This window comes from Clostridium cellulovorans 743B (assembly GCF_000145275.1).
Taxonomy (GTDB): Bacteria; Bacillota; Clostridia; order Clostridiales; family Clostridiaceae; genus Clostridium_K; species Clostridium_K cellulovorans.
The window spans coordinates 1,672,111-1,695,052 of record NC_014393.1; the positions used below are offsets into that span (position 1 = coordinate 1,672,111).

General features: G+C 30.1%; 19 protein-coding genes. 14 read left to right on the plus strand and 5 right to left on the minus strand.

Annotated elements, in window-relative coordinates:
• The first annotated feature begins 89 nt into the window (after positions 1–89).
• Entirely contained in the window at positions 90–671 is a 582-nt protein-coding gene (locus tag CLOCEL_RS06785) for a P-loop nucleotide/nucleoside kinase family protein (protein WP_010076022.1), read from the plus strand.
• A gap of 379 nt (positions 672–1,050) precedes the next feature.
• Positions 1,051–1,395, plus strand: coding sequence for a cupin domain-containing protein (locus tag CLOCEL_RS06790; RefSeq protein ID WP_010076021.1), 345 nt, complete (start codon positions 1,051–1,053; stop codon positions 1,393–1,395).
• A gap of 242 nt (positions 1,396–1,637) precedes the next feature.
• Here the strand turns inward: CLOCEL_RS06790 and CLOCEL_RS06795 are convergent, their stop codons facing one another.
• Entirely contained in the window at positions 1,638–2,318 is a 681-nt protein-coding gene (locus CLOCEL_RS06795) for a Crp/Fnr family transcriptional regulator (protein ID WP_010076020.1), read from the minus strand.
• Positions 2,319–2,660: 342 nt separating this feature from the next.
• Here CLOCEL_RS06795 and CLOCEL_RS06800 point away from each other — a divergent pair, with 342 nt between their 5' ends.
• Entirely contained in the window at positions 2,661–4,004 is a 1,344-nt protein-coding gene (locus CLOCEL_RS06800) for a glucose-6-phosphate isomerase (protein WP_010076019.1), read from the plus strand.
• Positions 4,005–4,053: 49 nt separating this feature from the next.
• Here the strand turns inward: CLOCEL_RS06800 and CLOCEL_RS06805 are convergent, their stop codons facing one another.
• A complete protein-coding gene (locus CLOCEL_RS06805; protein ID WP_010076018.1) occupies positions 4,054–4,446 on the minus strand; it encodes a hypothetical protein in 393 nt (130 codons plus the stop codon).
• A gap of 151 nt (positions 4,447–4,597) precedes the next feature.
• Between CLOCEL_RS06805 and CLOCEL_RS06810 the strand changes: the two genes are divergently transcribed.
• The gene (locus CLOCEL_RS06810; protein ID WP_010076017.1) at positions 4,598–5,038 is read left to right on the plus strand and encodes a YaiI/YqxD family protein; all 441 of its coding nucleotides are present in this window, start codon (positions 4,598–4,600) and stop codon (positions 5,036–5,038) included.
• 113 nt (positions 5,039–5,151) lie between these two features.
• On the opposite strand, the gene pulA is transcribed toward CLOCEL_RS06810, so the two are convergent.
• Entirely contained in the window at positions 5,152–7,290 is a 2,139-nt protein-coding gene (gene pulA / locus CLOCEL_RS06815; protein WP_010076016.1) for a type I pullulanase, read from the minus strand.
• A 178-nt stretch (positions 7,291–7,468) separates the two neighbouring features.
• Here pulA and CLOCEL_RS06820 point away from each other — a divergent pair, with 178 nt between their 5' ends.
• The 8 genes from CLOCEL_RS06820 to CLOCEL_RS06855 all read left to right on the plus strand — a co-directional run bounded on the left by CLOCEL_RS06820 (position 7,469) and on the right by CLOCEL_RS06855 (position 19,008).
• The gene (locus tag CLOCEL_RS06820; protein WP_010076015.1) at positions 7,469–9,472 is read left to right on the plus strand and encodes a triple tyrosine motif-containing protein; all 2,004 of its coding nucleotides are present in this window, start codon (positions 7,469–7,471) and stop codon (positions 9,470–9,472) included.
• 5 nt (positions 9,473–9,477) lie between these two features.
• Entirely contained in the window at positions 9,478–10,248 is a 771-nt protein-coding gene (locus tag CLOCEL_RS06825; RefSeq protein ID WP_010076014.1) for a lytic transglycosylase domain-containing protein, read from the plus strand.
• A gap of 114 nt (positions 10,249–10,362) precedes the next feature.
• Entirely contained in the window at positions 10,363–11,088 is a 726-nt protein-coding gene (locus CLOCEL_RS06830) for a pseudouridine synthase (protein ID WP_010076013.1), read from the plus strand.
• Between the two features lie 317 nt (positions 11,089–11,405).
• Positions 11,406–13,667 carry a DNA helicase PcrA gene (gene pcrA, locus CLOCEL_RS06835; RefSeq protein WP_010076012.1) on the plus strand — a complete coding sequence of 754 codons (2,262 nt, stop codon included), beginning with the start codon at positions 11,406–11,408 and terminating at the stop codon, positions 13,665–13,667.
• 32 nt (positions 13,668–13,699) lie between these two features.
• Positions 13,700–15,691, plus strand: coding sequence for an NAD-dependent DNA ligase LigA (gene ligA, locus CLOCEL_RS06840; protein ID WP_029169248.1), 1,992 nt, complete (start codon positions 13,700–13,702; stop codon positions 15,689–15,691).
• Between the two features lie 98 nt (positions 15,692–15,789).
• Complete coding sequence (locus CLOCEL_RS06845; RefSeq protein WP_010076010.1) at positions 15,790–16,092, plus strand: hypothetical protein; 303 nt, start codon at positions 15,790–15,792, stop codon at positions 16,090–16,092.
• A gap of 191 nt (positions 16,093–16,283) precedes the next feature.
• Entirely contained in the window at positions 16,284–17,582 is a 1,299-nt protein-coding gene (locus CLOCEL_RS06850; RefSeq protein WP_010076009.1) for an alkaline phosphatase family protein, read from the plus strand.
• A gap of 145 nt (positions 17,583–17,727) precedes the next feature.
• Positions 17,728–19,008 (plus strand): MFS transporter, encoded by a 1,281-nt coding sequence (locus tag CLOCEL_RS06855; RefSeq protein ID WP_010076008.1) that lies wholly within the window; start codon positions 17,728–17,730, stop codon positions 19,006–19,008.
• Positions 19,009–19,058: 50 nt separating this feature from the next.
• Here CLOCEL_RS06855 and CLOCEL_RS06860 read toward each other — a convergent pair whose 3' ends face one another.
• Positions 19,059–19,283, minus strand: a complete 225-nt coding sequence (locus CLOCEL_RS06860; RefSeq protein WP_010076007.1) for a hypothetical protein — start codon at positions 19,281–19,283, stop codon at positions 19,059–19,061.
• Positions 19,284–19,679: 396 nt separating this feature from the next.
• Positions 19,680–20,927, minus strand: a complete 1,248-nt coding sequence (locus tag CLOCEL_RS06865) for a hypothetical protein (RefSeq protein ID WP_242655234.1) — start codon at positions 20,925–20,927, stop codon at positions 19,680–19,682.
• 263 nt (positions 20,928–21,190) lie between these two features.
• On the opposite strand from CLOCEL_RS06865, the gene CLOCEL_RS06870 reads away from it, so the two are divergent.
• Positions 21,191–22,165, plus strand: a complete 975-nt coding sequence (locus CLOCEL_RS06870) for an AIR synthase family protein (RefSeq protein ID WP_010076005.1) — start codon at positions 21,191–21,193, stop codon at positions 22,163–22,165.
• Positions 22,166–22,325: 160 nt separating this feature from the next.
• Complete coding sequence (locus tag CLOCEL_RS06875; protein WP_010076004.1) at positions 22,326–22,940, plus strand: XTP/dITP diphosphatase; 615 nt, start codon at positions 22,326–22,328, stop codon at positions 22,938–22,940.
• The last annotated feature ends 2 nt before the right edge of the window (positions 22,941–22,942 follow it).

The following is a 22,942-nucleotide window of genomic DNA, read 5'->3' on the forward strand; positions in this document are numbered from 1 at the left end:
ACATTCTAATAAAATTATTAGTGTGTTATTTTGATTTGATTCGACAAGGATATTTATTTGAGATATAACTTTCAAAAGGAGATGCAATTATGAAGAAAAAGTTAATATTAGTAACTTCCCCTCCAGCTAGTGGAAAAACTTATGTATCAAAACAACTAGCTAAAAACCTAAAAAATTGCGTTTATTTGGACAAGGATACATTAATCGTTTTGTCTAAGAAAATTTTTGAGGTTGCAAACGAAGAATTTAACAGAAGTTCAGAATTCTTTGAAGCAAATATTAGAAATGAAGAATACTATGCTATCGTTGATTTAGCAACTGAAGCTATTGAATACAATGATACAGTATTAATTAATGCACCATTTACTAGAGAAATAAGAGATGATCAATACTTAAATTCATTAAGAGAAAAATTAGCTCAAAAGGATGCAGAACTTTCAGTAGTATGGGTACATACTGATCCAGAAGTTGTTCATCAAAGAATGATTGAAAGAAATTCTGATAGAGATACATGGAAGCTTCAAAATTGGGACGAGTATATTAAGACTCAAAATTTTGACCCACCAAACAATATACCAGAACTTATTATTTTTAATAACTCTTCAGAAGCTGATTTCAATGAAAGCATTGAGATGATAAAAGCTGCTTATGGAAAAGTAGAAATCGCTTAAAACATAGACAAGCTCAACGATTAGTTGGGCTTTTTTTATTGTTATAACAAAATTTCTATGAGAGCTTATTAGAATTTGAATTTTCACGTAGCAGAAAATATAAGATTCATATTCACATGAAAAGCTTTTGTTAAAGTATCGAAAATATTAATTGATGTTAGTTGGTTGGACATTTGTGGAAAAATAATGTGATATTTTCCCTTAAAATATTGTATAATGATATTAAAGATTTCCAAAATAAGATTTGTAGTAGTAGGGGTTTGAGGAGATATCTTTTTAAAATACATGGACTACAAGTTGTATCTAGACTTTAAACTTTTTGAATAGTCAAGAGTATAATTAGGGAATTTATAAAAATATCTTTATGAGGAGGTTAACTATGGTTGGAAATATAAAAGATATTAATGAGGTTGAAGTAAAAGCTGAAGGCGCTGAAGGTGCTAAGAAATTAACCCTTATAGGACCTAAGGAAGGTTGGGAAGGATATGTTATGAGAGAATTCCATTTAGAGGTTCATGGTCATACTCCAAAGCATACTCATCCTTGGCCACATATAAATTATATATTGAAAGGTCATGGGATACTCCACTTAGACGGTCAAAATTATAAAATAAACGAAGGTTCTTATGCATATGTTCCTAGTGGTGCATTACATCAATTTCAAAATATAGGAGAAGGTACTCTTTCGTTTATATGTATTGTCCCAGAAGAGGGCGATAAATAAAGTAAGATATTGTTTACAGCAAGTTATGCTTGTATAAAATTTCTAGGTTTAAATTAAAATATACCTTTGAGAAAAAATTATCAAAAGTTGAGATAGTAGCAGCAAAGAAGTTTTAATATTTTTTAATTAGTTAAGGTTTAGATTAGGAAACTTATAAGTAAATCATATAGTTATGAATCTAGGAGTTCCTTAGGGATAAACTTAAGGAACTCCTCAATTTTAGATAATATATTCATATGAAACTAAAAGTTTAAAATTTCACATAAAGTTTCAAGATCTAAAATTTCTAGGTTGTTTTTGTTGTAGGAGATTAATCCTTCGGCTTTTAATTTCATAAATTCTCTAGAGATAGAGGGACGAGGAATCCCTAGATATTCTCCTAAAGCAGTTTTGTTATGGGGAAGCGTTAATGAAAGATTCTCTTGTTTCTTATGCTCTTCTAATATATAGTTAACTAGTTTTTGGCGAATGGAACTATAAGATAAGTTTTTAAGCCTTCTACTTAGCATAAGAATTTTATTTGATAATAGACTCATGAAATTTGTTAAAATCACTGAATTTTCACTACAGAGCCTGGTAATTTCTTCTTTAGAAATAAAGATAATTTTGCAATTGCTCGAGGCTATTATGGTAGATGGATATTTTCTCATTTCAGAGTATATTATAACTTCACCAAAAATGTTGCCTTTTTTAAAGTTTTCAATTGTTATACTGCTACCATTCTCAAGAAGTTTTTTAATAATAACTGTTCCTTCTATAATGATCCCTAGAGAATTGCAAGGATTACCTTCTAATGCAATTAGTTGATCCTTAGAATATTCTATTACTCTGTAGGTAAGAGAGTCTAAAATCTCTTTTAAGGAGTCTTCATTTACGTTATTAAATAGAAATGTTGATTTTAGTGATTTTAATAATTGGTGCATTTATAATTACTCCTTTAAATAGATGTTTATAATGTTATATAAATTAATATAATATATTTCGTGAGAGAAAGATACTTATATTACATTATATCTGCTTTGTTGATTTATTTCGTTAATTTTGAGATGTATTTAACAACAATAACTGATTGAATAATACATAAAAACTGAAAAAGTCTAAAAATATTAATAAAATATAAAAAAATAACTACTTTCATAAAAAAATATGATAAATTAATGATAAATATGTGATATAATATCATCGTTATAGAATTCACAAAGATGTTAATGCACATATTAAATTAAAAGGTATTAAAATTTACATATATTTTAGGAGGGTAAACGATGGCTATTAAACTTGATATCACTAAAACAATGCCATATTTAACAGAGGAAGAGGTCTTAAGTGTTCAACCAATGGTAGATGTAGCACATAAAATGTTACATGATAAAACAGGTCTTGGTAATGATTTTTTAGGATGGATCGACCTTCCAGTAAACTATGATAAAGAAGAGTTTGCGAGAATACAAAATGCAGCTAAGAAAATCCAAAAGGATTCAGATGCTTTAATTGTAATAGGAATTGGTGGTTCATACCTAGGTGCTAGAGCTGCTATTGAAATGCTTACAAATAACTTTCATAATGCACTACCTAAAAATAAAAGAAAAGCTCCAACTATATTTTATGTAGGAAATAACATAAGTTCAACTTACATGGCTGAATTATTAGAACTTGTTGAAGACTTAGATATATCTGTAAATGTTATTTCTAAATCAGGTACTACTACAGAACCTGCCATTGCTTTTAGAATATTCAAAGACTTGTTAGAAAAGAAATACGGTAAAGATGGTGCTAAAGAAAGAATATATGCTACTACAGATAAAGCAAAGGGTGCACTAAAAACTTTATCAGATGCTGAAGGTTATGAAACTTTTGTAGTTCCAGATGATATAGGCGGAAGATTTTCAGTATTAACAGCAGTTGGACTACTACCTATAGCTGCTGCTGGTGTAGACATTGAAGAAATGATGAAGGGTGCAGCTGATGCAAGAGTTGCATATAGCAATCCAAGTATAAAAGAAAATGATGCATATAAGTATGCAGCAGCAAGAAGTGCTTTATATAGCAAAGGTAAGAACATAGAAATGCTTATCAACTATGAACCAAGTTTACACTATTTCAACGAATGGTGGAAACAATTATTTGGTGAATCAGAAGGAAAAGACAATAAGGGTATATTCCCAGCAGCAGCAGATTTTTCAACAGATCTTCACTCAATGGGACAATATATTCAAGAAGGTTTAAGAACTATATTTGAAACAGTTATCAATGTTGAAACACCTAAACACAAAGTTTTCATTGAAAAAGCTGAAAATGATTTAGATGGATTAAACTTCCTAGCAGGTAAAGATATGGATTTTGTAAATAAGCAAGCATTTGCTGGTACATTACTTGCTCATAATGATGGCGGAGTTCCAAACTTTGTTGTAAATGTTCCTGAGTTAACACCATACTACTTTGGATATTTAGTATACTTCTTTGAAAAAGCTTGTGGTATAAGTGGATATTTATTAGGAGTTAATCCATTTAACCAACCAGGGGTTGAAGCATATAAGAAAAATATGTTTGCACTACTTGGAAAACCAGGATTTGAATCAGTAAGAGAAGAATTATTAAAGAGATTATAATAAATATTAAGAAAGAGGATGTATTCCATCCTCTTTTGTTTTTAGATTTTTAGCATGGGTTACATTCTTTAATATAGCTAAAGTCAATTTTCTTAATTCTAACATCTATTTTAGTAAAACAAGGATTTCCAACTGGAACTAGAAGATCATTACAGATTGTTACGCATTGACAAGAATCATGTGGTTTTCCAGGAACTAAAACTCTTGAGAATTCGGTATATTTTAAGCATTCAACTTTTTTATGGTCGTATGCTATTAAAACTTCGTATACAGTTTTAACTACTATTTCTCTTCCAGGACAAAGACCTTTTAATTCATATATTGTGTGAACTGTTGCAAATTCTTCACGAGGTTTGATTACTCTAGAATCAACTGGAAGAATTTTAGTAACTTCATTGCATAGATTTTTTTGAATATCGCAACCATGTTTATCCATATCCATAAAGCAATACACTCTCCTGTTTTTATACTAAGGTTTTATTCTCACTATATATTATTCTATGATAAATTAATCAGTTACAAAAAACGTATAATAATGTCGTAATGTTCACATTTTTGCGAACAAATAAAATATTGTAAAGGTAGTGATATAAATGCGAATATTAGTGGATGGAGATGCTTGTCCAGGTAAGAGCTTTATAGAAAAGGCCGCAAAAGAATATAATATAGAGGTGATAATTTTTTGCAATATAAGCCATAGAATAGAAAGTGATTATAGTACGGTTATTTATGTTGATAATATTTCACAAGGAGTGGATATTAAGATAGCAAATGAAGTAAAGGTTGGCGATATAGTAGTAAGTCAAGATTATGGAGTGGCTACCATAGCTTTAGGAAGAAAAGCATATGCAATAAATCCAAGAGGTTATATATTTACTAATGAAAATATTGATAGGCTTTTGTTAGAAAGACATATAAATAAAAAAATACGAGATTCTGGTGGGAGAACACAAAATCCTAAGAAACGAAATCAAGAAGATGATAAAAGGTTATATGATAACTTAGTAAAATTGATAAATGCTGAAAATCCCTAAGATATCTCACTTAGGGATTTTCAATGTTTAGCAATATTATAAATCAATGGGGTAGGGTTTTTCCAATTAAACAACATATATTTTTAGATTACATACTATATAGATAAAGGTAGTTATCTATATAGTATTGCAATTCCTATAGAGTTTACATTGAAGTTACCAGAAATATTATTAGCTAATGATTTCAATTCAACAGTATGCTTATTACCAATAAGATTCCATTGACCCTCAGGTAAATACATATTTACATCATACCTATTAGCGTTATAAATTATTAGTATATCTTTCCACTTGTCGCCGTTAGCATTATCCTTTAAAATAAATGCTACAGTGTTTTTAGGTGAATTAATAAAGCTTATATGATTATTTAATTTATTGGCATCAGAAAATCTAAAGGCTAGGTGATATTTTCGAAGTCTTATTAGTTCACGAACATAATCAACTACTGATGCAAAATTAAGTTTTCTCTCCCAATCCATCCAGTTAATATAATCTGGAGAACTAAAGGTATTTTCAATTCCATTTTTGGTTCTACAAAATTCACAACCACTGTGAATAAAAGGAATTCCCTGAGCAGTTATAATAATTGCAAGAGCAAGCTTATGCATATCTAAAATTTCTGATTCTGTTGCATTTTTAGCTGAAACTAAAAGTTTATCCCATAATGTATGATTATCATGACAGCTTACATAATTTATTGATTGTTCCAAGGAGGAGAAATGAGGATTGTTAAACCCGTCAATTTTTACACCACCGACAACACAATGTTTAATGGTTTCTTCTAAGCCATTTTTACCACTGACAAACCCAAAGTCTTCTTCTAAAAAAACAGCTCCTTTTAAAGCATCTCTTATTATATCGTTAAAATATCCTACTATCGGGGTTTTAAAAGCATTAGCAATTTGTGCTTTTTCAGAACTATCAAGACCAGTATCTAGGTTCCAACCTTCACCGTACATCATAATTGGTCTATCTAAGTTATTAAGCTCAGCTCTTAGTTCATTTATGGTTGTTATATCGTGGAGTCCCATAAGATCAAATCTAAACCCGTCTAGATGGTATTCTTGGGCCCAATATAAAACAGAATCTTTTATAAACTTTCGCATCATTAAGTGTTCACTAGCAGTATCGTTACTACAAGCAGAACCATTCCATGGAGTTCCATCATCTTTGTATCTAAAATAGTAGCCAGGGAAGATTCCATGGAAAGAAGATTCTTCAATTTTGTAAATATGATTATAAACTACATCCATATTTACACAAAGTCCATGGGTGTGAAAACTTTGAATCATGGTCTTCATTTCTTTAATCCTAATTATAGGGTTGTAGGGATTTGTTGAATAACTTCCTTCCGGGATATTATAATTTTGGGGATCATATCCCCAGTTGTATTTAGCTCTAGGATTTTCTTCATCAATACTTTTGTAGGAAATGTCATACATAGGCATTATTTGTACATGGGTAACACCTAGAGATTTAATGTGTGCAAGTCCTGTAGAATTATTCAAATTAGAGCAAGTATTATCTTCACAAAGACCTAAAAATTGCCCTTTATGTTTAATTCCACTTTGGGGATGGATGGACATATCTCTTATGTTTATTTCGTATATAATTGCATCAGTAAAATTTTTAATAGTACTTGGACTTATATCTTTATCCCACTTATCTGGATTTGTATCATTTATGTCGATAATTGCTGCCCTATAACCATTTATGCCTGATGAGATAGCATATGGGTCAATAACTTCTGTGGTTTTGTCATAAACTGTGACTTCATAGGTGTAAAAATAATGTCTTAAGTCATCTTCAAATTCAGCAGACCATAAACCTTTAGATTCAATCATTGAAATTTTATGAAGTGGATATTTATTGTCAACTGGATCACCATTTATATAAAGTAACACAGAAATGTTTGTGGCAACAGGTGACCAAACTTTGAACTCAGTTTTACTAGGTGAATATGAAAAACCTAGTTTCCCCGGATAATAGTACCTATCATTAAATTCTTTTTGTTTGAATAATCTGTTATAATTTACTTCTATCATCGATTCATCTAAAAAAAGAATAGTCTTCTCTTTAATGTTTATTTCTTCTGATAAGTGAACCTCAATTTCATTAGGGTTTAACGCATTTATTGTATATGGAATGCTTTTTTTACCATTCATAACTGAAGGATTAAAGCTTTTTCCGCATTGTTGAAACTTTACCAATATAGTGGTGAAAGTCGTTAATACAGCACTTATTAAATTCAAAATTGATTCCTCCTAAATTAAAGATAAAATAACTATTATTTCAATATTATCATAGATGAATAAGGATAAAAAGTAAACTAGTATCTGAAAAAGAAAATATTACAAATTTTCCTATATTACAAAATATGGAATTGTGATATAATTGTGTTAGTCTAAAAGTTATGAGGTGTAAATTAATATGAATGAAATCAACTTAAAATTCCAAGTTAACAAAAATAAGGGACAAGAATCTAGGGTAGATATTATAGTTGCGAATCCACCAAAAGATAATCTTTTATATAAATTTATAGCTGGATACAATGGCACATGGGATACCATAAGAGATTTTGCACCAGAGACCTCAATAGCTTGGGAACCAAAAGAAGAAGGAAAGTATACAATTATGGTACAAGCTAAAGAAATTGAGTCTCCGAAGCCTTTTAATTATCTTGCTAAGGTTGAGTATTTAGTCGGTGATTACAAAGAATCTTTAATAAAAGGTGCTTACATTGATAAAGATAGACTAACTGTTGGTGAAAAAGTTAATTTGATTGTAGATGTAACAAATCTACAAGTTGTATATAGATATTTGATAAAAGAAAATAATCAGTGGGCCATGGTGAAGAATTACAGTTCAGAAAACACCTTATCTATAACTGCTAATAGACCTGGAGAATATGAACTTTTAATTGAGTGTAAAAGTATAGATTCCACAAATAATTGTGATGACTTTAAGGTTGTAAAATTTCAAGTACAAGAACCTAAAAAGACAGAAATTACAGGAATTAGATCTTTAAATCCTTTACTTATAGCTAATGAAGAGATGATTTTTGAGATAGATTCAAGTGTTGAGGATAATAGGTTGATTCTATATAAATTTTTAAAGATAGATGAAGAGGGAAGAATAAAATGTCTTCAAGATTACTCGTCTAAAAAAATTCTTTCCTATCTAGAGAATAAACCAGGAAAGTACAAACTCTTATGCTATGCAAAGGATATGTACTCAAGCAATGAATTTGATGATAGGGCAATATTAGTATATGAAGTAAAACCTTATAAGAACATTAAAATTGAAAATTTTACTTCTGATTTAAGTTCACCTCAAATTGTAAATAGAGATATAACCTTCAAAGCAGTGGTTAGCGGTGGGCATAGATTAAGATATAGGTTTCTTATAGAGGGAAATGAAAGTATAGATTCAGGTTATATTTGTGAAGATTATTATGAGTGGAAGGCAAAGAAATCAGGGCTTTATAGAGTGGATTTATTAGTAAAAGATATATCGTCAGATCGTGAATATGAAGATACCTGCAGTATGGATTTTATCATTGAAGAAGGCTCAAGTATGCCTATTGTAATAAAAGATGTAGTATGTGATAAACATACAAATATGCTCGTTGGTGAAACTATAAATATGAGGATTATCGCTGATGGAGGTCTAGAACTAAAATATAGATACATTGTAAATAAGGGGAATGCTGAAGTTGAAAGAATAGAGTATGGAGATATTGAGTGGGTAAACTTTACCCCTGAAGCTAGTGGTAATTATGAAATAGAAATTCAAGTTAAAGATAAGTATTCTTTAAGAGAATATGACTGTCATTATTTTGTAAGAATAAAAGCCATGAATTTCATGCCAGCAAAAATAGAACATATTTTATTACCCCCTAAAGAAAAATATATTTTGGGCGATATACTAAAAGTAGATGTTATTACGCAAAACACAAAGGAGACTTTGCTTAGGTATGTGACTAAAATAGAAGGTCATCTAGTTGAAGAAACTGAGTTTATAAAAGAACAACAAATAGTTGTTGCTCCTAAATGCAGTGGAAGATACACTGTTGAAGTTTTTGCTAAAAATATAAAAAGTACCAATGAGTATGATGATAAGAAAGTTGTGAAGTTAGATATTCATGATGCTTATCCTATTACTAATACAAAGATAAAAGCCATGGATGTTAAGCACCTCGTTAACAATGTAGCAGAGTTTTCTGCTGATTGTGAAGGGGGTAAATCAGTAGCATATGAGTTTTATCTTTATGAACAAGAGGAGTGGACATTGGTACAAAATTATTCGAGAAAAAATTATTATAATTTTATGCCTTTTAAAAGTGGAAATTATAAGCTGTTAGTTTTAACTAAAAGCCAGCATAGAAATATAGGATATGAAGATTACGATATTTTAGAATTCGAGGTGGAATGATTAAAATGACAGACGTAAATAACATATTAAATTCTTATTTATATAGTGGTACAAATTCTTTAACTGGAAATAGTGGGGTTAGTAGTTTAATTCAAAGTGGGTTAACTGAAGGCACTAAGAGTACAAATAGTACTTCTTTTAATTCAGAAATGCAATCACAGCTACTTGTTTCAATGTTTAGTGAAATGATGAAAGGTTCTGGTGATTTTAGTAAAATCATGACAAGCTTAATACAAGCATATGCAAGCAATGGAACTTTAGATGTTTCTAAGATAGCTGGAAATAATACAAACGCTAGTTTTAAATACAACCCTATAAATGTATCAGATATAGTATCGTCAAAAATGACATCAACAGGAAACATGACTATAGATGAAGCTATACAAAAGGCTAGTAAAAAATATGGCGTTGATGCTGATTTTATAAAAGCATTGATTAAAGCAGAATCAAGTTTTAATCCTAATGCAGTATCAAGTGCAAATTGCGTTGGATTAATGCAATTAAGTCCTCAAAACGAACAATATCAAGAGTTATCAAATCCTTTTGATATAGAACAAAATGTTGATGGCGGAACAAAATTCTTAAAAGGTCTTCTTGATAGCTATGGACAAAATAAGCAGTTAGCATTAGCTGCATATAATGCAGGACCAGGGGCTGTTAATAGAAGTAATGTAGCAAACACTGGAGACTACAGCAGGCTACCAAAGGAAACACAAAATTATGTGCCAAAAGTAATGAGTTATTACAATCAATATAAAAATGGAACTTTAGTTTAAAAAAATGCCTCTTCGTAGTTACGGAGGGGCAATTTTTTTATTTAAACACTCTTTTAGTTGAATTTGTTTTATTGTAAAATAAGCTATATTATGTGAATGCAAAAGGAGAAGAAAATGGAACGATTAGATAAGGTTCTTGCAAATTTAGGATACGGTACTAGAAAAGAAGTAAAGGTTCTAGTTAAAAAAGGTGCTGTAGAAATAAATGGAGTGCAAGCCAAGAATAGCGATGTAAAAGTTGATACTAATGAGGATATTATTAAGGTAAATGGAGAAACTATAAATTATAGAAAGTTTATATATTTGATGATGAATAAACCAGCAGGTGTAGTGTCAGCAACTTTTGATAATTATGATGAAACTGTTATAGATTTACTCGATCCAGAAGAACAAATCTTTGAACCTTTTCCTGTAGGAAGATTAGATAAGGATACTGTAGGGTTATTACTATTAACTAATGATGGAGAATTAAATCATAAGCTTATATCGCCAAAATATCATGTGGATAAAGTTTATTATGCAGAGATAGATAAGCCTGTAGATGATAAGGATGTAAAATGTTTTGAAAAGGGTATTGTTTTAGATGATGGGTACAAGACAATGCCAGGTAAACTTGAAATCTTAAAAGCCACAGAACATGGGTCTGAAGTTTATGTAACAATACAAGAAGGAAAATTTCATCAAGTAAAAAGGATGTTTGAATCTCTTGGAAAAAAAGTGGTTTTTTTAAAAAGAATATCTTTTGGTGGAATAATCTTGGATGAAGATTTGGAAGAGGGACAGTATCGAGAAATATCAGAAGATGAACTTTTAGTGCTGAAAAAAGAAAAAAATGTCTAGAATCATTGAAAAATAGATATATATTTTCGAAAAAGTTAATGAAATTAATATAGTTATTAAAAAAATATTACTATACTATGAAAGTTGATGTAGTATTGTTGCTTTTTAAAATCAACGATAATATAATTAATGTGCACGATAAATAAAAAGATATTAGCCCCCTTTTTATTTATTAAATGAAACAGTCCCACCCCAAGGACTGTTTTTTATTTTTTGTAATATAGATTAACTTCGAGTTTTTTCGTTAAGAATTAATGATATACTATAAACAGCAGTTGTGGTAAAATAAGAACTGATGTTTTGTGTGAGGTGAGACAATGGATTTAAGAAAGTTATTAAATCAGGAACAATATAAGGCTGCCACAACCATAGAGGGCCCTTTACTAATATTAGCTGGTGCAGGCAGTGGGAAGACTAGAGTTTTAACTTATAGAATAGCGCATATGATAAAGGAATTAGGAATATACTCCTCCCAAATTTTAGCCATAACCTTTACAAATAAGGCGGCACAAGAAATGCGAGAAAGAATTAGGGGGATCGTAGGAGATGTTGTAGATAACATGTGGGTTTCTACATTTCACTCAAGCTGCGTAAGAATATTAAGAAGAGAAATAGATAAGATAGGATATAATAAAAACTTTACTATATATGATACCTATGATCAAAAGACATTGTTAAAGCAATGCATGAAGGAACTTAATATAAATGATAAGGAAATAACTGATAAAGAAATATTATCGAAAATCGGTGGTGCTAAGGATAACCTAATTTCTGCAGAAAGCTATAAGCGAATTAATGAAAAAAATTTCAGGGAGAACAAAATAGCTGATGTTTATTTGTTATATCAAAAGAAGTTAAAGCAAAACAATGCTTTAGATTTTGATGATTTAATTTTTAAAACTGTAGAGTTATTTGAAAAGTCTTCGGAAGTTTTGGAGTTCTATCAAAGAAAGTTTAAATACATAATGATAGACGAATACCAAGACACCAACTATAGCCAGTATAAGTTTGCAAAACTACTTGCTGCTAAAGAAAAAAATATCTGTGTAGTAGGAGATGATGACCAATCCATATATGGTTGGAGAGGTGCAGATATTAGAAATATTTTAAATTTTGAAAAAGATTATGATAAGGCTACTATAATAAAGCTTGAAGAAAACTATCGTTCTAAAGCTAATATATTAGAAGCTGCAAATTCAGTTATTAAAAATAATCCTCATAAGCATGAAAAAGTTCTTAGAACAACCAATGAATCAGGGGATAAAATAAGGATATATCGTGGATCAAATGATATTGATGAAGGAAGATTTGTAGCAGTTGAAATAGAACGCCTTAAAGAGATAGACAGTAGGAGATATAAGGATTATTCCATTTTATATAGAACCAATGCACAATCTAGAATTTTTGAAGATATTTTTGTGAAAGCAAATATTCCATATAGAATAATTGGAGGATTAAAATTCTACGATAGAAAAGAAATAAAGGATATAATGGCTTATCTAAAGCTTATAAACAATCCTTCAGATGATGTAAGTCTTCAAAGAATAATAAACGTTCCAAAGAGAAGTATAGGTGATACAACAGTTAATAAACTTGTTGATTTCGCTGCTTTTGAAGAGGAACCAATATACAGTATATTATTAGATGTAGATTTAGTACCAGGACTTACTCCAAGAGCTGTAACATCATTAAATAAATTTACTAGTTTAATAAATAGCTTTATAAGAAGAAAGGATTCTATATCTGTATCTGATTTAATTAAGGAAATACTAAATGAAAGTGGATATTTAGCTGAGCTAAAGGATTCAAAAGATGTTGAAGATATTTCAAGAATAGAAAACTTAAAGCAACTAGTATCTGCAGCTGTAGAATTTGAAAGAACAGAAGAAGATACGTCTTTAGCTGCTTTCTTAGAAAAAACTACTTTAGTAGCAGATGTAGATAATTATGATGAAGATGCAGATACTGTTACTATGATGACAGTACACTCAGCTAAAGGATTAGAGTTCCCAGTAGTATTTATGGTAGGAATGGAAAATGGTATATTTCCAGGTTCTGCATCCTTTAATGAAGATAGTGAGATGGAAGAGTCAAGAAGACTTTGCTATGTAGGTATAACTAGGGCGAAGGAAAAACTATATATGACTTCCGCTGAATCTAGAAATGTATTTGGTAGAACTGTTTTTTATGCTCCTTCGGACTTTTTGACAGAGATAAAAGAAGATCAGAAAGAATATTTAAATTCCATACCAGCTTTTAATGATGGGTATAGGATGCAACAAGAGAAGCCTCGTATTGATTACTTCAGTAAATTGAAATCTGAAGATAAGACGGATGTTTTTGGTTCTCTTGAGTATAGTAAATCCTTTGATACTGCTTCACCAATAAAGAAAAATGAAGTAAAGACTTTGACAGAAAATGAAGCTAAGATGGGGATAAAAGTAAAGCATTCGAAATTCGGAATCGGAACGATAATAACAGTCCTTAAAAAGGATGGTAAAATAAATTTAACTATAGCATTCCAAAATAATGGAGTTAAAAATTTAAGATTAGATATGGCACCATTAGAGGTTGTATAAGTTTTAATGAATCAAAGGTGATAATTATGGAAATAAGCGATTCTAAAAAAAGAATAGAAGAATTGATAGAACAGTTAAATAAATTTGCCTATGAATACTATGCTTTGGATAATCCAAGTATTTCAGATAAGGAATATGATAAGCTATATGATGAATTAACAATCTTAGAGAAAGAAACAGGTTATATATTATCTTATTCTCCAACTCAAAGGGTTGGAGATGGAATTCTTTCACAATTTTCAAAATATATTCATAAGGGAAGGCTTTGGAGTTTAGATAAGGCACAAAGTTTTGAGGAGATAATCGAATGGCATAACAGAAATGTTAAAGCTGTAATGCAATATAACAAAGAGAATGCAGATAAGTTACCACCACTTGAGTATGTTATTACAAAAAAATTCGATGGACTTACTTTAAATTGTACTTATGATAATGATGGAATTATGATAAAAGCTGCCACAAGAGGAACTGGAGAAATTGGTGAAGATATAACAGCTCAAGCTAAAACTATAAAAGCATTGCCTTTAAAGGTTGATCACAAAGGTTTATTTGAGATTCATGGAGAAGCTATCATGACAAAAGAAGCCTTTGATGCTTATAATGAAAAGGCTGAAGTTAAGCTTAAAAACTTAAGAAATGGTGCTGCTGGAGCCTTAAGAAACTTAAACTTAAAAGAAACTGCTAAAAGAAATCTTTCTGCGTTCTTTTATGATGTAGGCTATAACGAAGGAGACCCCTTTGAGTCCTATATAGATATGATGAAATTTATTAGGGAAAAGAATTTTCCTATAGATGATTATATGAAAATAGCAAGGGATACAGAAGATATTAAAAATGAGATAGAGTATATAAATTCTATAAGAGCTGATTTAAATTATGATATCGATGGTATAGTAATTGTTATTAATGACATGAGGACTAGAGCAGTTCTAGGATATACTATTAAGTTTCCAAAGTGGGCTATAGCTTATAAATTTGAAGCAGAAGAAACTACAACAGAACTTTTGGATGTAGAGTGGAATGTTGGAAGAAGCGGAAGAGTATCACCTACAGCATTGCTAGAACCAGTAGATCTTGGTGGTGTAACAGTAAAAAGAGCTACTTTAAATAATATGGATGATATAAAAAGGAAAAATGTTAAAATTGGTAACAGAGTCTTTGTAAGAAGATCTAATGATGTTATACCAGAAATAATGGGTGTTGCTGAAGAACTAGAAAACGCAAGAGAAATAATAGCTCCAAGCAATTGTCCTTCCTGTGGTAGCGAACTTATGTTAGTTGGAGCACACTATTTTTGTGAAAATACTTTATCCTGCAAGCCTCAGATGGTAAAAAGTATTGTTCATTTTGGAAGTAGAGAAGCTATGAATATTGAGGGGTTTAGTGAAAAAACTGCTGAACAGCTTTATGAGAAGGTGGATTTAAAAACTCTTAGTGATCTGTATAAACTTAAAAAAGAAGAATTGTTGAATTTAGAAAAATTCGGTGATAAAAAGGCACAAAATCTTTTAGACGCTATAGAAAAAAGTAAAGAGTGTGAGTTAGCTTCATTTATATATGCGTTAGGAATACCTAATGTTGGTAAGAAAACTGCCAAGGATTTGTGCAAAAACTTAAAGTCACTTGAAGGAATAAAGAAAGCTACATATGAAGATCTTTTAGCAATAGAAGACATAGGAGAAATTGTAGCAAAATGCATTATAGAGTTTTTTAGTGATGAAAAGATTTTAAGAAGTATAGATGAACTTTTAGCCGTTGGAGTTTCTCCAAGTTATGAAGAAACTCTAGTTAATGATCAAAGTTCATTTATGGATAAAACAGTTGTAGTTACAGGAACGCTAAAAAACTTCTCAAGAACTGAGATAAAAGATAAATTAGAAGCTTTAGGAGCAAAGGTGTCGGGAACTGTAAGCAAAAAGACAGATTATGTTATAGCTGGAGAAGCAGCAGGATCTAAATATGATAAAGCGATTTCTCTTGGTATTAAAATATTATCTGAAGAAGAGTTCCTAGCTATGATATAATTTCTAAACAATTTCTAAAATATTCATATTTAAATCAGAAATGTCTTTACAACGTTTATAATTAATAGTATTATAAAGGTCGTAATGGAGGGGAAAAAATGAACCAAGTTAGTATGTATACATATAAAAAGAGTTTTAAGAAGGTTATAGACTTTGTTACATGGATTTTGGTTGCTATAACTATGGTAACTTTGATATTTACTGTGTTAACTACATATCAGTTTGTTTACATAAGAAATTTCAATGATTATCATATTTTTCAGACTTCGCTTATGATAACTATGATTTTTTCAGGATTTTCAGTTTTTGATCGTAAAGATAAAGCTATGAGTATTTTTTATTCAATTTGTTGTTTTGCTATAGCTATTGGAGCATTTTTCTTTAGATTAACTACGTTCTAAGAAGTTTTTCATGCAGTAAGACTATATAAAAAAGTAAATTTTAAATTTTGTATGCTAAGACTATAAAAAATGTTTATTCATTTTTTATAGTCTTTTGTAATATTGGGACTAAAGTCATAAACCTACATTTAACAAAGTTTAAATAAACACATAATATAAAAGAGATATATTAATATCAAAAGGAGATAAACATGAGTAAATATTTAATAGTAATATCCTTTGATGCAGTATCAGCTGAAGACTATAAAATATTAAAAAGCCTACCTAACTTTAAACTTCTTATGGAGCAAGGTGCTTATGTAAAGGAAGTAGAAAGCGTTTATCCAACCCTTACTTATCCTGCTCATACGTCTATAGTAACTGGAAAATATCCAAAGAACCATGGAATAGTAAATAACTTAAAGGTACAGCCAAGAAGGAGACATGAAGATTGGTTTTGGCATAGAAAACATATTATAGGAAAGACTCTATATGATGTAGCAAGAGAGCAAGAAATGGTAGTAGCTTCACTTCTGTGGCCTGTAACTGCTGGAGCAAAGATAAAATATAATATTGCAGAAATATGGCCAAATAGATCTTGGCAGAATCAGGTGATGGTATCTCTGATTAATAGTTCTCCTAAATATATTTTAGAGATGAACAATCGTTATGGACATATAAGAAAAGGGGTACATCAACCAGAATTAGATGATTTCATTTTAGCATGCACAATCGATACTATTAAAAATAAAAAACCCAATTTGATGTTAATACATTTGACGGATGTGGACTCTAACAGACATATATATGGTTATAATTCTGAGGAAGCACGAGAAGCTATTCTAAGACAGGATAAAAGATTAGGTGAGATAATCAAGGCACTAAAGGAAGCTAGTATTTTTGAAAGTTCAACAATTGTAGCTTTGGGTGATCATAGTATGTTTGATGTGGATAAGGTTATAAATATTAATTCTTTATTTAGAGAAAATGGATTTATAGTAACAGATAAAAATGGAAAGATAAAAGATTGGAAAGTATTCTTCAATACTGCTGATGGAAGTGGATATGTTTATTTAAAAGATAAAAAAGATGAAGCATTAAGAAAACAAGTAAAAGAACTTTTGCTAGACTTTGCTAAGGATTCTAACAGTGGTATTGATTATGTTTTATCTAGTAAAGAAGCTGAAGAATTTGGTGCAGATCCAGAATGTGATTTTTTATTAGAAGCTAAAAAAGGGTATTATTTTTTAAATTCTGCACATAAGGATATAGTAGAGGAGGTCACAAGAGAAAAACAAAGAGAGGATAAGGACTATACATTTGCAACTCACGGTTTTTCACCTTCAAAGGTAGGATACTCAACGATGTTAATAGCCTATGGCCATGGAATTAAACCTGGAGCAATAGTAGAAAAAGCTAGGTTAATTGATGAAGGACCAACCTTTGCGGAATTATTAGGTATAAACCTTGAACAATGTGATGGAGAAGTTATTAAGGGGATTCTATTGTAAAAATATATGGACAATTGGAGAATTTCTCATTGGACTTTTTCAAAATATAGCTTGTAAAAATTTAAAACTATCATTAAATATTTTGAATGGTGAAAATTTCGGCTAGTAACTTTATATGATTATAGGTGGTAGGAGGATAAAATAGATGACAAAATTAAATAGAGAAGAAAAAAGTTGGGCTTTATATGATTGGGCAAACTCTGCATATTCTATTACTGTTACCTCGACAGTTTTGCCACTGTATTTTAAGGGTATAGCAAATAACTCCGGGGTAGCAGCTACAACATCCACTGCTTATTGGGGATACGGTATATCAATTGCAACTTTAATAGTTGCAATTTTAGCTCCAGTTCTTGGGACAATAGCTGATTATAGAGGCTACAAGAAGAAATTTTTCAAGTTGTTTTTATCATTAGGTTTAATTTTTACTGCTTTGCTAGCGGTGGTTCCGGAAAATCAGTGGATAGTTTTACTTGTAATTAATTGTTTCACTATAGTTGGATTTTCAGGAGCAGAAGTGTTTTATGATGCGTTTTTAGTTGATGTAACAGATGATGATAAGATGGATAAGGTATCAGCTACAGGATTTGCTTTAGGTTATATAGGAAGTACTATACCGTTCATAATATGTATAGGATTAATTGTTGCCGCTCAAACAGGCGCAGTTCCTTTTGGAGTTTCAGCAGCTTCAAGAATAGCTTTTGTTATTACTGCTATATGGTGGGGAATTTTTTCTATACCTATGCTTAAAAATGTAGAACAAAAATACTCAATAGAACCAGAAGAAAAACCTATAAGGAAAAGTTTTGTAAGATTATTAGAAACTTTTAAGAACATAAAAGAACATAAAATTGTATTTATGTTTTTGCTAGCATACTTTTTTTACATAGATGGAGTACATACTATTATAGGTATGTCTACTTCATACGGCAGTGATTTGGGGATAAAGTCTACTACTTTACTTGTTATATTATTAGTTGGACAGTTTGTAGCATTTCCATGTGCTTTGATTTTTGGAAGGTTAAGTAGCAGGTTTAGTGGTAAAAAAGTTATCTTATGTAGTATAGCTATTTATACTGGTATATGTATATACGCTTATTTTTTGAAGACGGAACTTGATTTCTGGATTTTAGCTTTATTAGTATGTAGCTGTCAAGGTGGGATTCAAGCTATAAGTAGGTCTTACTTAGGAAGGTTAGTACCCAAAGAAAACTCCAGTAAATTTTTTGGCTTCTACAATATATTTGGTAAGTTTGCATCAGTAATGGGACCAGCTTTAATAGGGGTAGTTTCTCAAGCTACTGGAAAAACAAATAATGGGGTGTTTAGTTTAATAGTTTTATTTATAATTGGCGGGTTATTTTTAATGAGGGTTCCAGATACGGAAAAAGAATCAAAGGTGTTAGGTGTAAAAGCAGGAATATAATAATGAAAGGACTATGGCTCTCCAATGAGTATATGGAGTGCCTTAGTCCTTTAAGCTTTATCATCAAAAAAGTTATTTTTCTCTGAAGGTTCCCCTAAGAGTAATTGAGAATCTTTTTTTTCCTTAGACAAAGCTGCGCAGATTTTTTCAAGAATATAATTATTATATTTTATCTGAGAATAATATTTTTTTAAAATTACAAAGCTCCATATACTGAGCACTATAAAAATTGCTAATGCTACCAAGCTTACGATTTGGACTGCAACAGTAAGCATTCCTATAACCTCCTGCACAACTATGATTTATATTATTATCTCTTAAAATTATGTAAAAATTTTTGATTATCATTAGTATACAAAAATTGCTTAAGCTAAATAAAAAAATAACAATGGAGTATACCAAATAAATTATAACATAAAAATACTGAAATGAGCGAATCTTAATAGTAATATTTTAAAATTACGAAAAAATGCAGTAAGTTTTCTTTTCAGCACATTAATTCCCCTTTATACAATACTTATTAGAGTTTTAAGATGAGAGTATTTAATTAAAAAGATGTTGCCACTAAAGTGACATCATCTTTTTAAGTTTTATACATACGACTATATGGTTGTTAGATAAAGCTTATTTTTATAGAGATATAATATTATATTTATATTCTTAAACTAAGGTTACTGATTAAGAAATTGTTTTTTGTGTTTGGGTTTTTGATAGTGAAGTAAAATGTAATATAGAAATAAATTCTTTTTTGAATCAAAGCTGTTGCTATATTTTTTAAACTTTTTCCTTTTCTTATTGAACTTAACACGTTTAATGAATATAGGTGCAAAGTTGGTAGACTCTGGGGTACCCATAGACATCATTTTATAATTCTCTTCCTCTATCATATCCTCAGACTTCATAGACTCATTTATATATCGTTCTGGACTATCGAGGTTAGGGGCATCTGGCCAACTAAGAATAAGTCCTGAATCTAAAAGAAGATTTCTAAAGACGTTTGATATAATATATTCTTGTTTCTCAGTGCAATTACGAATACAGTTTAGAAGATAAAGGACACTTTCTTCACAATTATATTCAAGGTCATCATTCTTTTTCATAAAAATAGAGTTTTCATCATCATAGTAATCTAAAAGCCTCTCATAAAGAGTTTTATTTAATTCTTTATATTTATCTAGATCTGAATAATTTGATAAATCTGTTGTATTCAGAAGTAATTTGTTTAAATGATTAAAACTGTTATCTATCACATGAAGATAGTTATCACAAATATATTCTTCAAGATCCATAGATAAATTTAAGGTATCTTTGTTTCGAGATAACTCGTAAAAAAGATTTAAGGCAAAACAAATATCAAGAAGTTCTTCACAATCTTGCGGATATATTTCTGATTTATAATCTAAAAACATCTTTAAGATATCATAAGAAAAATCTCTATACATTGAAGAATCTTCTTCAGAGGATAAATCACTGTATTTATAATAAGCACACATCAAAAGTGCTTGATCAGAAAACTTAAAAGAAGATCTCTTTTGTTCAAGTTTAAATTCATTAGAAATACTATCTGACAAATCCTTTTTATCTACAAAAACTCCTTGAGAATTTCTTAGGTGTGATGCATAAAAGTCTAATTGATCTTTTGCCATAGAAAGATAAAGCTTGTATAGATTTTGTAGATCGTTATCTTGAAAATCTCTATAGTATTCACATAAATCTAAAAGGCTTAAGGTCATAAAACCATTGGCTCTTATTATAATCTCACGCTTAAAGGTTTCATCGTTAAAAGTAAATCTTTTTCCTTCAAGTTTTAGTCTACTACTAGATTTTTTATATACGCAGAGTAGTGGAGAAATGTTGTTTATTATGTTAATATCATTGTTAGATATGTTTTTAACGGTCAAATCCTTTGGTTTAATCATAATACCGCATTTTGAGTATAGAACTATATGCTTTAAAGATTCCTTAGAAAAGTGAAAGAGCTGGTTGCTAATGTTTGATTTGTTTAGTGTATTAATTCTTAAAAATGGACCTATATATTTCAAATACGTTCACCACCAAAACAGAATTATATAAAAGTATATGAAGCAAAAGGCGAAAATAGTTCAATTTAGGAGATTAAATTTTTGTTATATATGTTTTAATAATGAAGTCATACATATTAGATTTTTGAAAGGAAAGTATTATGGAAGTTGGAAAATTAGATTGGGAAGATCTTAAAGGTATCATAGAGGGAAATAGAACTGTTGAGAGAGAAGATGTAAGAATAAGAAGTGGCATTGGAGAAGATTGTTCTGTAATAAATTTTGGTGATTATGAAGCTGTATTATCTACAGATCCTATTACTGGAGCAGCTAATAATATTGGTAAAATTGCTGTTCATATAAATGCAAATGATATTGGAAGCTGTGGTGTTGAAGTAATAGGGCTTTTAGTAACCATTTTGGCACCGACAACAGCTACTCTTGAAGATATTAGAGAGGTAATGAGAGAAATAAATGAGGAATGTACTAAGCTGAATATAGAGATTTTAGGTGGGCATACAGAAGTTACAGATGCAGTGAATAGGATGGTAGTTTCGTGTACTGCCTTAGGAAAAGGAAAAAAAGGGGAAGCTGTGGCGACTTCATCAGCAAGGAGTGGTGATGATTTAATTGTTACAAAGGATTTATGTCTAGAAGGAACTTCAATAGTGGTTAATGACTATTATGAACGTATAAAGTCGATTTTAACAGAAGAAGAGGTTCTAGAGGCAAAAGGATATAGTGATAAGCTGAGTGTTGTTAAAGAGGGGAAAGTAGCTTCTAAATTTGGGGTGAATTCCATGCATGATATTACGGAGGGTGGAGTATTAGGAGCAGCTTTTGAAATTGCTGTTGCTTCAGGAAAAGGTTTTGAGCTTTATAAGGATAATTTACCTATTACAGAAATAACTAAAAAGATAGCAAAAGAACTAAATATAGATCCATTAAGATTTATTTCTTCTGGAAGTCTTTTAATAAGCTGTGATAATGGGAATGCGTTAGTTAAGACTCTTGAAGAGAATGGCATTAAAGCGAGTATTATAGGGAAAATTATAGATAAAGGTAAATTTATTGTGGATAGTAATGGGAAAAGCATTGTAAGTCCTCCGACAAAGGATGAGCTATTTAAATTATAGAATCATTACATCATAGAAGTATTTTCGATTAAGAATTAAGAAAGAGATGTTGTAAATAGGAGCAGATTTTAATTTTTTAAAGTTCTATGTTGGAAATATGTTAGATTAAAAACAAAGTTGTTTATTTATAATGCTGTTTTAATAGAATGGAGGAGTTGCTTTGAAAGATATAATAGTTGCCAGTAACAATAAGCATAAAATAGAGGAAATTCAAAATATATTAAGAGAATTTCCTGTAAGGGTTATTGGATTAAAAGAAGCGGGAATTGATGCAGATATTGAGGAAAATGGTGAAACTTTTATAGATAATGCGTATATTAAAGCAAAAGGAATATATGATTTGTTAGAAGATAAAGAAAATTTTTGGGTTCTATCAGATGATTCAGGACTTTCCGTTGAAGCCTTAAATGGTGAACCAGGTGTATATTCTGCAAGATATGCAGGAAAGCATGGAGATGATAAAGCAAATAATGAAAAACTACTTAGTGTGATGCAGGAAATAAAAGATAAAGGTAGAGCAGCTAAGTTTGTTTGTGCAATGGTGCTCATTGTGAATGAGCAGTTAAGTATAAAAGTACAAGGTGAAGTTAAAGGGGTTATTACAGAGGAATATAGAGGAAAAGGCGGCTTTGGTTATGACCCATTATTTTATGTTGAAAAATTTAACAAAACCTTTGGAGAACTTTCAAATGATGAAAAAAATTCTATAAGTCATAGAGGAGAAGCTTTAGAATTATTAAAAAAAGAAATGAGAAAAATTAAATTGGAGGAATAACT